The organism is Nocardia sp. NPDC051321 (genome assembly GCF_044455225.1).
Classification (GTDB): domain Bacteria; phylum Actinomycetota; class Actinomycetes; order Mycobacteriales; family Mycobacteriaceae; genus Nocardia.
Genome location: NZ_JBITEM010000018.1, coordinates 110,190 through 123,959 on the forward strand (window position 1 = coordinate 110,190; position 13,770 = coordinate 123,959).

The 13,770-nt window shown below is 65.0% G+C and carries 13 protein-coding genes and 1 other RNA gene; 7 read left to right on the forward strand and 7 right to left on the reverse strand.

Annotation, left to right across the window (positions count from 1 at the left end):
- Nucleotides 1-72: 72 nt before the first annotated feature.
- The 4 genes from ssrA (at nucleotide 73) to ACIA8C_RS36410 (ending at nucleotide 5,068) form a co-directional block, all read left to right on the forward strand.
- Nucleotides 73-444: a transfer-messenger RNA gene (gene ssrA, locus ACIA8C_RS36395) on the forward strand.
- A 496-nt stretch (nucleotides 445-940) separates the two neighbouring features.
- Complete coding sequence (locus tag ACIA8C_RS36400; RefSeq protein ID WP_397142792.1) at nucleotides 941-2,035, forward strand: Fic family protein; 1,095 nt, start codon at nucleotides 941-943, stop codon at nucleotides 2,033-2,035.
- A gap of 437 nt (nucleotides 2,036-2,472) precedes the next feature.
- Nucleotides 2,473-4,227 carry a sugar-binding protein gene (locus ACIA8C_RS36405; protein ID WP_397142794.1) on the forward strand — a complete coding sequence of 585 codons (1,755 nt, stop codon included), beginning with the start codon at nucleotides 2,473-2,475 and terminating at the stop codon, nucleotides 4,225-4,227.
- Between the two features lie 64 nt (nucleotides 4,228-4,291).
- Nucleotides 4,292-5,068 (forward strand): class I SAM-dependent methyltransferase, encoded by a 777-nt coding sequence (locus tag ACIA8C_RS36410; RefSeq protein ID WP_397142796.1) that lies wholly within the window; start codon nucleotides 4,292-4,294, stop codon nucleotides 5,066-5,068.
- Between the two features lie 42 nt (nucleotides 5,069-5,110).
- Here the strand turns inward: ACIA8C_RS36410 and ACIA8C_RS36415 are convergent, their stop codons facing one another.
- Together ACIA8C_RS36415 and hemF are read right to left on the reverse strand one after the other, a co-directional pair.
- Nucleotides 5,111-5,335 (reverse strand): hypothetical protein, encoded by a 225-nt coding sequence (locus ACIA8C_RS36415; RefSeq protein WP_397142798.1) that lies wholly within the window; start codon nucleotides 5,333-5,335, stop codon nucleotides 5,111-5,113.
- A 674-nt stretch (nucleotides 5,336-6,009) separates the two neighbouring features.
- Nucleotides 6,010-6,921, reverse strand: coding sequence for an oxygen-dependent coproporphyrinogen oxidase (hemF, locus tag ACIA8C_RS36420; protein ID WP_397142800.1), 912 nt, complete (start codon nucleotides 6,919-6,921; stop codon nucleotides 6,010-6,012).
- Nucleotides 6,922-7,109: 188 nt separating this feature from the next.
- Between hemF and ACIA8C_RS36425 the strand changes: the two genes are divergently transcribed.
- A complete protein-coding gene (locus tag ACIA8C_RS36425; RefSeq protein ID WP_397142802.1) occupies nucleotides 7,110-7,769 on the forward strand; it encodes an RraA family protein in 660 nt (219 codons plus the stop codon).
- 3 nt (nucleotides 7,770-7,772) lie between these two features.
- On the opposite strand, the gene ACIA8C_RS36430 is transcribed toward ACIA8C_RS36425, so the two are convergent.
- Entirely contained in the window at nucleotides 7,773-9,197 is a 1,425-nt protein-coding gene (locus tag ACIA8C_RS36430) for a pyridoxal phosphate-dependent decarboxylase family protein (protein WP_397142804.1), read from the reverse strand.
- A gap of 202 nt (nucleotides 9,198-9,399) precedes the next feature.
- On the opposite strand from ACIA8C_RS36430, the gene ACIA8C_RS36435 reads away from it, so the two are divergent.
- Both ACIA8C_RS36435 and ACIA8C_RS36440 read left to right on the forward strand, forming a co-directional pair.
- A complete protein-coding gene (locus ACIA8C_RS36435; RefSeq protein WP_397142806.1) occupies nucleotides 9,400-9,834 on the forward strand; it encodes a MarR family winged helix-turn-helix transcriptional regulator in 435 nt (144 codons plus the stop codon).
- A gap of 120 nt (nucleotides 9,835-9,954) precedes the next feature.
- Nucleotides 9,955-10,536, forward strand: coding sequence for a TerD family protein (locus tag ACIA8C_RS36440; protein ID WP_397142808.1), 582 nt, complete (start codon nucleotides 9,955-9,957; stop codon nucleotides 10,534-10,536).
- 36 nt (nucleotides 10,537-10,572) lie between these two features.
- Here ACIA8C_RS36440 and ACIA8C_RS36445 read toward each other — a convergent pair whose 3' ends face one another.
- Genes ACIA8C_RS36445 through ACIA8C_RS36460 form a run of 4 tightly spaced genes read right to left on the reverse strand, consistent with a single transcriptional unit; the run spans nucleotide 10,573 to nucleotide 13,677 of the window.
- Entirely contained in the window at nucleotides 10,573-11,199 is a 627-nt protein-coding gene (locus ACIA8C_RS36445) for an SAM-dependent methyltransferase (RefSeq protein WP_397142810.1), read from the reverse strand.
- A complete protein-coding gene (locus tag ACIA8C_RS36450; protein WP_397142812.1) occupies nucleotides 11,196-11,948 on the reverse strand; it encodes a PIG-L deacetylase family protein in 753 nt (250 codons plus the stop codon). The genes ACIA8C_RS36445 and ACIA8C_RS36450 overlap by 4 nt, the downstream gene beginning before the upstream one ends.
- Nucleotides 11,930-12,913, reverse strand: coding sequence for an acyl-CoA dehydrogenase (locus tag ACIA8C_RS36455; protein ID WP_397142814.1), 984 nt, complete (start codon nucleotides 12,911-12,913; stop codon nucleotides 11,930-11,932). Before ACIA8C_RS36455 ends, ACIA8C_RS36450 begins: the two co-directional genes overlap by 19 nt.
- Nucleotides 12,913-13,677 carry a glycosyltransferase gene (locus tag ACIA8C_RS36460; RefSeq protein WP_397142816.1) on the reverse strand — a complete coding sequence of 255 codons (765 nt, stop codon included), beginning with the start codon at nucleotides 13,675-13,677 and terminating at the stop codon, nucleotides 12,913-12,915. Before ACIA8C_RS36460 ends, ACIA8C_RS36455 begins: the two co-directional genes overlap by 1 nt.
- Between the last annotated feature and the right edge of the window lie 93 nt (nucleotides 13,678-13,770).

Sequence of the window (13,770 nt, forward strand, 5' to 3'; positions counted from 1 at the left end):
CGCCGAATAATGGGAAGAACCGGGCTCTGGCCGGTGTTAACATGAACAGCCCGGCAAGGTGCCGGGACGTACGGGGCTGAACGGTTTCGACTTTGTACGTAGATTCAGGGGAAGCGTGTCGGTGCAGGCGAGAGACCACCGTAAGCGTCATCGCAACCAATTAAGCGCCGATTCCAATCAGCGCGACTTCGCTCTCGCTGCCTAAGTAGCAGAGCAAGTCTGTCAGTCCGGGTTCGTCCCTCGACCCGGGTACTGGCATCAGCTAGAGGGACTTACCGTCCTGGCCGGTCGCGGACCAGAACGGAACATCAAACAGCGACTGGGATCGTCATCTGAGCTTGTTCGCGAGACCCAGAGATCCAAGTAGAGACACAGCGAACTGCACACGGAGAAGCCCTGGAGACGCGGCAGAGGACCCGGGTTCGATTCCCGGCAGCTCCACCGCCAAGGCCCGGTCCACAGGGACCGGGCCTTTCGTTCTTGTTCGATCATGTCCATCCGCTGCCGCGCAACTGGTGCAATCAAAGTGGCCCACGCACTCTCTGGACATGTTTCCGAGCCGAAGCCGTGGCAGGGTGTCGCAATCCTCTTGTTGGCTGCCGAGACATATCAAGCACGTTCGTTCATCATCCAAAGGGTCGATTCCGGAACCGACGGCACTCGGTGCACGTCCTGGTCCCGTGTCCCCGCAATGCTGCAGGTCTGCCGCCCAGCGAAGCCACATTCGGAACACTCTTGTTGCCCTAATCCATGACAAGCTCGGCACTCCTCGGCCATGGCACGAAGTGTGCAGCGGTATCCGCGGGCGGCGGCGTTATTCGAGGACTTCCGCGTGCTGTTCGCTCCTAGAACCAAGCAAGTAACTTTGCCTATCCGGATGACCTGTAATATTTTTGGCCATTTCTTTACATGTCAATACATCTGTGGGATGGTTTGTATCATGTCGAACTGGAGCCCCGAGGTCCCGTACAACGAACTTCCGCTCCCGCCCACGGTGGACGAACTCGAGACGAAAGTTGTGCTCAAGGCTGCGATCGGTGCGAACGCGGCACTGGCCCAACTTGACCAAGCTGTTGTGTCGATCCCGAACCCCGCAGTGCTGATCAACACGATCCCCTTGCTGGAAGCACAGGCTAGTTCCGAGATCGAGAATATTGTGACGACTACTGACGCACTGTTCCGGCACCTGGAGGATGACGCGGGTGCGGACCCGGCGACGCGGGAGACATTGCGTTACAGAACTGCCTTGCGGGTCGGATTCCAGACGACTCTCGATCGTGGCCTAACCGCCGCAACAGCCGCAGCGGTGTGCAGCACCATCAAAAATCGGGAGATGAAGGTCCGCGCGATGCCGGGAACGCGGATCGGCAACACGGCTACGGGAAATATCGCATACAGCCCGCCTGAAGGCCAGGATCTGATCATTGAGAAGCTTAGCGAGTGGGAGCGGTTCATCCACGCTGACGACGGGATGGATGCTCTTGTTCGTATGGCGGTGGCGCATTACCAGTTCGAGGCGATCCACCCGTTCAGCGATGGCAATGGACGGACGGGCCGAATCCTCAACGTGCTCATGCTGGTAGAGGCGGGATTGCTGCGTCTGCCTGTGCTGTACCTGTCCCGATACATCATCGACACCAAGCAGGACTACTACCGGCTCCTGCGTAGCGTGACTGCCGAGGGCTCCTGGGAAGAGTGGATTCTGTACGTCCTGACCGGAATCGAGCGGACGTCACGCGCGACTCTGCGGAAGATCGATGCGATGCGCTCGCTGCAGGATGAGTTCAACCAGCGGGCCCGTGAAGCCTCGAAAGGTGGTTCCAACTCAGAGTTGCAGTCGATCCTGTTCGAGCAGCCCTACTGTCGGATCAAAACCGTGGTTGAGCGCTGCAAGGTTTCACGACCGACCGCGACCGCTTGGCTGCAAGACCTTGTCACAGCAGGTCTGCTTCAAGACATGAAGGTCGGCCGCGACCGGCTGTTCATCAACCGCGATTTCCTGGAACTGCTGGTCAGGTCAGAGCCTGCCGACTAGAAAGCATATGTAAAGAATCTTCGCATTTGGGCCAGACGTGTGAAGTTTCGGCCCAATACTTTGTATGACACCTGACTACGCGCGGTGGCCGTTCTGGTGCGGCACAGACCGCGTAGTGGCGAGCTGAACATGGCTGGCGTCGTACTTGAACACGACGGTCCTCGATCGTGCGCTGGCCCATATCCCACCGATCTCCGCACCGACTTCCCGTATGAAGCCGGAGACGTGTTTTGTCCGCGCGACCGACTTCATCAACGACCCGTTCATCGATCCTGGTGCCGCAAAAACGATCCTCGAGTCCAATGCCGCCGCATTGTTCAACCATCTGATCGCTGGCGGTCCGCCGCTGCGGCTCCCTTCCCGGTGTGCGGGATCCAACGATCGATGTGTTGTGATTCGACGTGCGACAAAAGGTGGGCAACGACTGGAGGTAGGGGATGGCGGGCGCGGGCTTCGAGACCACACTGAATCGGCGCGCTGTCCTTGCCTCGGCCTTGGCCGCGACCTTAGTCCTCGCGAATTGTTCCTCGGACAACAAGCGCAGGGGCGGGGCGGGGGATCCTGCTCATGCGGACGTGTTGTTCGTCGGCGCGCATCCGGACGATGAGGCAAGCAACCTGTCCACCTTCGGCCAGTGGCACGAAGATCTGGGTTGGACAACGGGCGTCGTCACCGTCACGCGTGGCGAGGGCGGCGGCAATGCGGTGGGTTTGGCGGAAGGGCCTGAATTGGGTCTGATCCGGGAGACCGAGGAACGCAAAGCAACCGCACTCGCGGGGATCGAGAACATCTACTATCTCGACAAGCCGGACTTCTGGTACACGCTCTCCGCGCCGCTGACCGCGCGGATCTGGGGCGAGGACACCATGGCCAGGCTGGTGCGGCTGGTCCGCATGACCACTCCGCACACGATCGTGGTGATGGATCCTCGGCCGTTCAATCAGCATGGTGGACATCAGCTTTCGGCACGTCTCGGGATCGAGGCGTTTCGGTTGGCGGGCGATCCGAACGCATACCCCGAGCAGATCACCGATGAGGGGCTGGCGCCGTGGCATCCCACCAGGCTCCTTGCGCAGAACTATGGCTTCGACTCGTTGCTCGGACCGGACGCACCCGGGCAACGGCGCACCGATCCGGCCTCCGGGTTGCCGGTCATGGGCGTGTGGTCCGGAGTGCGCTCGCGCCGGCACGATGCGACCTGGGCGCAGGTGGAGCGTGACGCGGCTCGGCTATATCTGACACAGGGTTTCGCCGCGAAACCCGCTGAGGTACCGACGGATACGCAGCAGCTCGACTCCGACTGGTTCACCGTGCTGGCCGAGGACGGCCGGTACGTCGAGGTGCCAGTGCACCGGCAAGCTGGACTGAAACCGTTGTACGCCGAGTTCGCTGACTGGGCCGACCGAATCGGGTTGCCGTGGTTGGCCAACCGTGTCCAGCCGGACTATCCGCCGAACCTGACCACTACGATCCCGGCCATTGCGACCGCGCCGGTCTTGAACGGTTCAGAGGGGCCAGGGGAGTACCCGGGACCTGAACTGCCGCTTGCAGTTTGGCAAGGCGGCGGTAGTTGCGCGGGGACCGCGAAGCTGGCCAGGCACGATGACGACCTGTACGTGTTGGTCAACGTGACCGACGACCGAAAGGGCGCTGAGCTGTCGGCCGATGACATCAAAAGGCATTGGCGCACAGACTCGGTCGAGATCGCGATCGATCCTCGCGGCGACTCCGACGACACCTCAACCACTTTCAAGACCGGCATCCTGCCGTACACCCGAAACGGCCCGGCGGCCGAGCGCGACGCCGACAATCATCAGGGCGCGACGCCACCGGGGATGCAGGTGGCCGCGCTCGTCACCGAGCCGTACCGCGGTTACTCGGTCGAGGTGAAGATCCCGCTCACCGCGCTGCCCGCACCGGTCGATCCCGCCAGGTTCGCGATGAACGTCCTCGTCTATGACTCCGACACCGACGACAAGACCGGCCAGACCCGCCTGGCTTGGTCGCCATTCGGCAGCGCCCAGGCAGACCCCTACGTGTGGGGTACCGCAATCCTCGCCGACTACCAACCCCCGCCGACGGCCGAAATGCCGCCCGCTATACCGCAAACCGCCGCGCACAGCACCGACTCGCCTGCGTCGCTTGCCCAGGCCGAACGTACCGGAGTTCCGATCGCGGGCAACGCTCGTTAGCTCGGCCAGGATACCTGTAGCCGGTACCGTGAAAACACCGGCGAGTGAGGGATTTTGGTACGTCATGAGTGAGCAGCAATCATATGTCGTCGACATCGAGACGATGCCGCGCGGCGGCCCGAATGCCTCATGGCTCGATCGGCGGATGCAGACTGATGTGCTGGAGTACATCGATCGCTACGATGTGTCGGATCGCATCAAACAGGTGGTCATCGGCGAGCTCGACCGGCAGGACTGGCACGAGGACAATGCCCGCACGGCACTGGCATCGGTCGTCGGCATCGACAGCCCGCGAATTCTGGAACTCGGTGCGGGACATGGGAAACTGTCGGCGAAGATCCTCGAATTGCACCCCACCGCTACGGTGACCGTTACCGACCTGGACCCCACCTCGGTCGCCAACATCGAGAAGTCCCTCGGCGGGCAGCAACGCGCGACCACGAAGGTAGTCGACGCCACCGCCATAGACGCACCCGACAACAGCTATGACCTAGTCGTTTTCGCCATGTCGTTTCACCATCTACGCCCTGCACTCGCGGCGCGCGCCATCGCCGAAGCCACCCGTATCAGCACGAAATTCCTGGTGATCGACCTGGCCCGCCTACCAACGCCGGTACTCCCGCTGATCCCCGCGCTTGGCGTCCTCATCGCGGCGCCGGGTGCACTGCGCAAGGGTCCGTTGACCATCCTGCCATTCCTGCACGACGCCATCATCAGCATGCTCCGCGCCTACCGCCCGCAAGCGATCACCGCCCTCGCGGCCGCCGCCGACCCCGCAATAAAGGTCGAATTCCTACCGGGAAGCCCCCCACTTTTGCGCGCCGTCTTTTCCCGTCTGTGAGCGAGCGCGGACAAGGCCCCTGGCCCGAAATATCCCAGTCGCTCAACGGCCGAGGTGGTCGGTCGTGTACTTGACACCGCCGAGCCCGCCGATGATGGCGCATACGACGATCATCGGGACGAGGCTGTCGGGCCCGAAGATGGCGGCGAGGATGCCTCCGATGGGCAGGCCGGCCAGGATGCCGAGCACGACGCCGAGGGGTACCCAGAAGGCGAGTTTGCCGATCGTCCGGGCACTTTGGTTGGGATCGCGGGATTGACTGGACATGGCAGGGTGCTCCTTCATACGTGCTGGTGGCGATAGCTTTTGCCACGCAATATGACCGTACGCAGCGCACCGTTCCAGGTCTGTACGCCGATCGACCGATACTTCGGAACTCTCGGTGAGTCGTAGTGGGATTCTTTGTCGGCCCACGATGTCAGTCGAACAGCGGATTGTCGGCCGGATAGCTGCCGGATACCGTCCTTTTTGACATTTATAAGTCAATCGAAAGGCGGCTCGTGGGTAGGGCAAAATATGCGGTGTCCGCAACAGTAGCGATGGGAATAGGGCTCGCGCTGGCGATACCTGGTCAAGCAAACGCGGCGAACTCTGGTAGTGCGACGTGCGTTGATGGCAGCAATGTCGTCGGCGTATGGGTGGAGGTCCAGGGCGGTAACAGCGGCTGGGCAAACCGGTCGGGGCGAGGTAGTCGGCAGGGTTGGAATTTCAACACTCAGGGCAAAAAATACAAGTTGACGGTCGGGTGTGGAGGCTCACCTCAACGCTGGGCGGAATCGACGTCAACGCCCAGCTTCCAGAACAATTGGCAGTCCGTTAATTGTTGGCCTGGTCCCGCCGAAAAATACGGCGACGGCGGAAAATATGCCCCGATCGGCTTATGTGTGCGGTAAATGGAGCGCGCTCCGGGCACGACCGATGACTCCGAAATTCGCGGTGATTCAGCTGATCGGGGCGTCGGGTTCCGAGACCCAGTCGGTGGGTTGGAGGAAACGGGCGGTATCAGCTTCGGGGGTGTTCGGGGCGGGGGTGGTGTCGAACTGCCAGGTGGCGATAGGTGGTAGGGACATCAGGATCGCTTCGGTATTGCCCTGAGTTTGTAGGCCGAAGCGGGTTCCTCGGTCGTGGACGAGGTTGAATTCGACGTAGCGACCTCTGCGGAGCAACTGCCAATTTCGCTCTCGATCGCCGTAGGGCATGGGGCAGCGGCGCCGCAGGATGGGTAGGTAGGCGGGCAGGATGGTGGAGATGCCGTCGGTCAGCAACGCGAGTAATGGCTCGAATTCGCCGGTGAGGCGGTCCAGGAAGATTCCACCGATGCCGCGCATTTCGCTGCGGTGGGGGATGCGGAAGTATTCGTCGCAGGCGATCTTGCCGGTCGGGTACCAGTGTGGGCCGTGCCGAGCGCACCAGTTCTGCAGGGTTCGGTGGAAGTGGACGGCGTCTTCATCGAATCCGTAGGACGGCGTTAGGTCGCAGACCGCACCGAACCACCATGTGGTGGAGTCGATTTCGAAGTAACGGAAGTTCGCGTGAAAGGACGGCGCGAACGGGTTGGCCGGGTGCAGGACGAGGGATATTCCGGTGGCGGTGAACGGTTTGCCAGCGATATCTGATCCGGTAGCGGCGGTTTCCGGAAGGCCCGTCCCGTTGATCAACGAGACGTTCACTCCGGCCCGTTCGAAGACCTGCCCACCCTCCAAGACGCAGGCCAATCCGCCGCCGAGCGTCGACCGCGCCCAGGGCGCGGCGCGGAATCGTCCTGTCTCGTCGAACTTTTCGAACGCCGACACCAACCGTTGCTGCTCGACCACGAGTCGATCGGCGATGCGTTGCGCACGTGAATTCCCCACCCGGCCTCCTCGGTCTCCCATCCGCTTCGGCTGGTATCCAGCATCGCACGCGATGACCAGGTAGGTGGAAACCCGAATTCTCTTGGCACCGAGAATATCGCCGCCGGGCGGGTCCGGCAGCGGGTGTTAGGTCGGGAAAGTTAAGGTCGGGTGGACTGCACACTCCGAGCCTTGAAGGGGCGGCGCCGATGCTGGCCGATCAGCTTGTCGATAAGTTTCGCTCTGTCGACACGACCGCGCTGTGCGATGCCGACAAGTCGATTCGGGTGATGGACAGCGGGATTCGGGCGCGGTCGGCTGAGGTGCGGGTGGCGGGGCCCGCGTTCACGGTGCGGTGTCGGGGGGACTTCTTCGGTGTGTTGCGGGCGATCGAGTCCGCGGCACCCGGCGAGGTGATCGTCGTAGACGGCGGGGGGAGCGAAATCGCCTTTGCCGGAGAGATGTTCGCCCGCGGCGCGGTTGTCCGGCGGCTCGGCGGGATCATCGTCGACGGTGGGTATCGTGACATCGGGTACGTCCGTGGTTGTGGACTGCCGATCTACAGTCGATTCGTCACTCCCATGGCGGGGACCACATCCCAGCTCGGTGCACTCCAGGTCCCGGTGAGCTGCGGTGGCGTGTCGGTGGCTCCGGGTGACCTGATCCTTGCCGACGAGGAAGGCATGATCGTTGTCGAGCCCGATCGAATCGAAGCGCTGCTCGATGCCGCTGCGGCCGTCAAGGAGGCCGAGGCCGGGGTCGTCGCGAAATTGAATGCCGGCTCTACCCTGAGCGACGCCATCAACGTCGACGCGCACACCGAGGCCCTCCGAAGCGGCGCGCACTCGACTCTGCGGTTCCTGTCCTGATAGTCATAGTCCAGGTCCGATCTCTCGAATCACCTGGATCAGCAGGTCCGCTTCGGGTTCGGTGATGCGCCAGTTCACGAAGGTCGGTCGCAAAGCTGTCATGCCTCGGTAGGTGGTGGTGCCGACGTAGACGCGGCCGTCGTCGAGAATGGCCGCGCCGAGGCGGGCGTTGAGGGCGTCCAGTTCGGATTCGGGCACCCCCGGCGGGCGGTAGCGGAAGCAGGCGACGCACAGCTGCACCGGGGCCAGGAGTTCGAAATCCGCTGCGTCGTCGACGGTTCGGCCGAGGTGGGCGGCCACCTCGAGATGGCGTTCCACCATTTCTCGGTAACCGTCGCGGCCGTAGGCTCGCAGCGTGGCCCAGATCGGGAATGCCCTTGCACGGCGGGAGGATTCGGGGCCGTGCATGTTGTAACTGATCTGGTCGTCGTCGAGTGTCGGCAGGTAGGCCGCGCCCCAGCCGCCGAATGTCTTGCCTAGCAGTGAGTTGTCTTTGATGAACGAAAACCCGCTCTCCTGAGGCACATTCAGCCACTTGTGGCCGTCGGCCGTGATCGAGTCGGCTCGCTCGACGCCGCGGGCAAGATGCGCCGTGCGCGGCGAGAGCGCCGCGAACAGTCCGAACGCGCCGTCGACGTGCAGCCACGCCCGGTAGTGCTCGGCCAGATCGGCGAGATCGTTGATGGGATCGGAGTCGCCGGTATTCACCTCCCCGAGGTTGCCGACGAGCACCGCGGGCGCGCCGTCGAGCTCGACGAGCGCTCGCTCCAGCGCCGCCAGATCGATCCGCCCGGCATCGTCGCGGACGAAGGTGCGCAAGGTATCTCGGCCACAGCCGAGAATCTGCAGCGCCTTGCGCGTGCTGGCGTGCACATATCCACTGGTCAGCACCGGCATCCGCGGCAGCCCCGCCAAGCCGTCGGCGACCACATCCACCCCGTGTTTTTCGGCCCACCAGTAGCGGGCCGCCGCCAGCCCGGTCAGGTTCGCGAAGGTAGCACTCGGGGTGAGCACACCGCCGTATTCCTGCGGCAGGCCGAACAGGTCCTTGAGCCAGCCGAGCACGACCGTCTCGGTGCGCGACGCCAGCGGCGAAGTGACCCACAGCCCCGAGTTCTGGTCCAGCAGTGCGGTTACCCAGTCACCGGCCAGCGCCGCCGGGGTCGCGCCACCGACAACGAGATGGAAGAAACGCGGCCCCGCGGTGTGCACCGCCGCCCGGGTACCGACCGCGAGCAACTCCTCGATCGCCGCCAGCGCGCCGCTGCCGTGCTCGGGCAGTGGGCCGCCGAGGTCGTCGATGAGTGGGTCGTGGGTGGCATCGTGCACGAGTCGCTCCGGCAGGCTATCCAGATACGGTCCCGCCGCCTGGTGTACCAATGCCAGCGCCTGCGCCGCGACGTCCTGTTCGTTCAGCGGATCAGCCATGCCTCACCGAACCGCGCAATGGCCCCTTTTGTAAATAGCCAGTCGGCCAAGGTGATTGACGGCCCGCAGCCGCGGCACGCCGAGACTACACGCGAAATTCAGCCGCCGAACGCGCGACGAAACAGCCGAAATCACCGCGTCAAGATTTGAGTGTCAAAGTAACTTCATAGGAGACTGCAAGTAGCTGGCTACACTGTCGTCCGTGACAGCGGACCTGCCTGAAGCGGACCTGGGTTATCGCCTGCTCGCCGAGCTTCGCACGGTATCCGACCAGCTCGACGCCGCGCTCGTGAGCGTGCTGCGTGAATTGGATCTCACCGTGCCGTCTGCGAACGTGCTCTGGCACCTCACCCCGGCGGCCGCGCTGCCATCGATGTCCGAGCTCGCCCGCCGCACCTGCAGCGACCCGTCGACGGTCACCTTCATCATCGACAAGCTGGAGAAACGCGGCACCGTCGAGCGACTGCCCGGACCGGACGACAAGCGGGTGAAAGTGGTTGCCCTCACCGCTGCGGGCTTTGCCCAGCGCGAGAAGTTGGTCGCCGCGATGACCAAGCATCTGCCGCTGCGCCGACTGTCCGCCAGGGAGCAGCGGCAACTGCACCGGCTGTTGTCGAAGGCCAATTCCAGCGCTTGACCAGTATAGAGAGCTATTAGCTATCAATAGGTTTCGCGCATCGGGGGTGCTGCTCGTCGATCGTTCGCATGAGAATCTTTCTGGCGCTTGGAGTTACGAAACGCCCGCTAATCTGAACCCATGATCACGCTCAAGAAAGAAGACGGCGCCGCGGATCTCGCCGGCGTCACCAAACTGAGTGTCGGTGTGAGCTGGGATCCTTCGGCGGGGACCAGCGGCGGGGCACTCGGCTGGGCACGTCGCAAGAAGGGCGTCGACCTGGACCTGATCGCCATCCTCATGCAGGGCGCCGAGCCGGTCCGCTTCGCCGGACTCGACTCGCTCGACCCGCTGGGCAACGGCTCGGTGCTGCACAGCGGCGACGAGCAGACCGGCGCCGCCGCGGGCGACGACGAGACCGTCTCGGTGACGTTCTCGGACATCCCGGGCGGCATCGACGCCATCGTTTTCGTCGCCGCCGCCTTCAAGAAGGGCAGCTCGTTCGAGAAAGCCAACAACATCAGTTTCAAGGTCTACGACGCGAGCGGCGGCAGCAGCCAGCAGGTCGCCGACATCTGGCCGTCGCTGCTCGGCGCGGACAACGCCAATGCCGTCGCCCGCGCCTTCCGCTCCGGCTCCGCATGGCAGCTGGAAGTGCTGAACCGCAAGGGCAAGATCAAGCAGGGCGACAAGCAGGCGCTGCTCCGCTTCGCGATGGCCTAGCTCAGGTCAGATGGTCGAATTCGCCGTCGACCCAGCTCACTCGATGTGCTCGGTCTTCGCGACGGAGATCGGGTCGCCCGAGGTGAAGACGTCGAGCAGCATGTCTTCGTCGTGATAGCCGGCCAGCGACGTCAAGCCCTGGGTGGTTCGGGCGATGGCGTGGACGTGGTCGCCGGACAGCGGGTATTCGGGGACTTTCCGGCGCCAGTGCACGCAGACCAGGGTACCGTTGGGTTCGAGGTGTTCGACGGCGTGGCCGAATGCGGTGCGCAGGCTGACGGAGTCGAGATAGTAGGCGACTTCGCTGAGCATGATCAGGTCGAAATGTTCGTCGGGCCATCGTTCGCCGAGCGCCCAGCGGCGGAATTCGACTGCGCCGCGTGCTGATTCGGGTAGTCGGTCGATGCGCCGGCCCGCCGAATCAAGGGCCTGCGCCGCGATGTCGGTGCAGACCAGGCGATCGCATCGGTCAGTGAGTTCCGCGGAGAGGGTGCCGATCGAGCAGCCGGGCTCGAAGGCGCTGCGGTAGCGCGGCTTCGGCAGCGCGGCCATCGTCAGTGCGCGCTTGCGTTGCTCGTACCAGCGGGTGGTGAAGCCCCACGGGTCCGGATCGCTGGCGTACATGTTCTCGAAATAGTTTGCGGCCAACCCGGTCTCGCTCATACGAAGAACGTTTCCGTGTTGCCGGTGAACCGGTCCAGCACGTACGGCGGCAGGATCGGCTGGTCGGCGGGATCCGCCGACATCGGCAGGATCTGACTGTGGAATTGCGAGAGGGCGCGTAGCTTGGCGTCGACCGCCGTCCCGGGCAGGCTCAGTGTTCTGGCCCGGCTGGCGGGGACCACCGGATGTTCGGGAGTGGCCCAGTGCCACATCCAGACCGGGAACTCCAGCAGCCGCGTCGCGGTGCCCGCGACTGCCGCGGCGGCGGCCCGGCCGACGGCCTCGTGGTCGGGGTGCCCGTCGCGCCGCCAGGTCGTCGCGCACCACGCGCCCGCGTGGCCACACTCGCCGAGGATGCCGGACAGCGCCTCGGTGACCGCCTCCTCGGCCGCGGCGACCCGGCCGTCACCGATGCCCAGCCGGATGGGCGGTGCGACACCCAATTCCGTAGCGGCACGGCGAGATTCCGCCACCCGCAGCTCGGCGAGTTCGGTCGGCGAACAGGTGGGTGAGCCGGGATGCGACGCTTCGCCGTCGGTCACCGTGACGACGGTGACCGGCAGATCGTGCGAGCGGGCCAGCGCGACGAGGCCGCCGACGGCGAGCACCTCGTCGTCGGGGTGCGGCGCGACGACGATCAAATGCCGCCATCCGGTGAGGGAGAGTTCCGGGCGACGGCTACGCCACCGGCTCCAGGTGCGCTCGGGAGTGCCCCGGGCGGCGACATCGATCAGCGGTTCGGCAACCATGAGAACTCCTTTTCCGCGTAGTCACGGCCGAGATCGGCCAGATCCCGCTCCGCATGACTCTGGCGGAGGTAGACGGTGAGGTCGGCGACGCGTCGCGCGTGCTCGGCGTCCGCGCACAGGGGGCCGGCCCCGAGGGCGCGCCCGACCCGCTCTATGGTCGCCGTCGCCGCGTCCTCGACCACCGCCCGTACCGTCCTGGCGCGGATACGCGCCATGCCGGAACGGTCGGTGGGGTCGGCGTCGATCTGGCCTGCGGCATCGGTCAAACACAGTGCGGCGGCGTGCAATCCGCTCATGACCGCGCCGAGGTGGGCCAGCGCGTGCGCGTCGGTGGCACGATCGTGCAGGGTGCGGGCGACGGCACAGGCGCCGCCGTACCAGCAGGCGGCCACGCCGATGGCACCGTGCCAGAAGCCGGGCCGCGACAGGTACGCACCGGGGCCACCGACGGGCTCGGCCGCAGCGTTCATGAAATCCACTGCGCCGGAGTCGGATTCCTGCATTCCCACGGCGTGCCAGGTGCCCGGCAACGCGCGGACCGACGCCTGGCCGAGATCGACGGCGAACAACCTGCGCTCGTCCCCGGCCCGCGCGGTGACCAGGGCGTGGGTGCAGATCGACGCACCCGAACACCACGGCTTGCGCCCCTCCAGAGTCCAGCCGCCCGCACCGAATCGCGCTCGCAGCACCGGCTTAGGTGGCTCGGCGGCCCATACTCCCCAGATCTGCCCGCGCTGCACGGCAGCACCGTCGAGCTCGGCCAGAATCGCCTCGGCGTCGGCATGCGCCTCCACCATCCGCCCGACCACCACGTTGCCGAACGTGAGGTCTGCGAGCGAGCGCCAGCGTTCGATGGTGCGGCCGGATCCGGGATAGGGCAGCTCGAGCCGACCGGCATCCGCGAGCCGTCGCAGCGCGCTCGCCATCGCGGTCGGCGCGCTATCGAGGACCTCGGTCGGCGGCATCAGGCACTCCTGCTCTCGGCGCGATACGTACTCTCGATTCTCCGCAAATGAGCAGCGAACCCGTGTGGTGCCCGGCCCACGCGGCGCGCCGAGGTGGTGACGAGCACGTCCTCGGCCCACGCGATCGGTGCACCGCTGGCCACCATTCGGGTCACCAGGTCGACGTCCTCGCCGGTCCGTAGGTGCCGGAAGCCGCCGGCCCGCCAATAGGCATCGGCCCGGAAGCCGAGATTCGCGCCGTGCACGTGCTGGTGTGCGCCGTCCGTGCGGTACTGCCGCTCATAGCTGCGCCGGGTCTCGGCCGCGTGGTCCGCCCAGCTGCGCACGTCGACGATTCCGGCAACCACAGCGCTTCCGGCGTGCGCGTAGTCGAGCTGGATGCGCAACCACAGCTCATCGACTTCGGAGTCGGCATCGGTTGTCGCGAACCAGGTCTCGGCCGCACAGGCCGCCCCCGCATGCGCGAAGCCCAGCGCGCGGGCGGCGCCGACATTGCGTTCGTCGACCGCCATCACGTCGACGTTCGCGGTGGGCACGTGCGCGGAATCGTCGGTGCACGCGTCGAGCACGAGTTGGACGCGGACCGGAATATCGACGCGTCCCGCCGCCCGCGCCAACGCCGCGAGGCAGGCGGGCAGCAGGCGCTGCTCGTTGCGTACCGGGACGACAACCAGAATCCGCGTGACGGCAGCGCCGAGGGCCGCACCTTCGGACCGGCCGGCGTGCGGGGTACGGACTCTGTCGCGGGGACGGGAGTCGGTCATGGCATCCGGCTACCCGGCGGCGTCCCGAGCAAACGGTCGGCGCGTCTCGATGTGGTGAAACTCGCCGCCCTGTGTGGACCGCTCGTCCGGGGG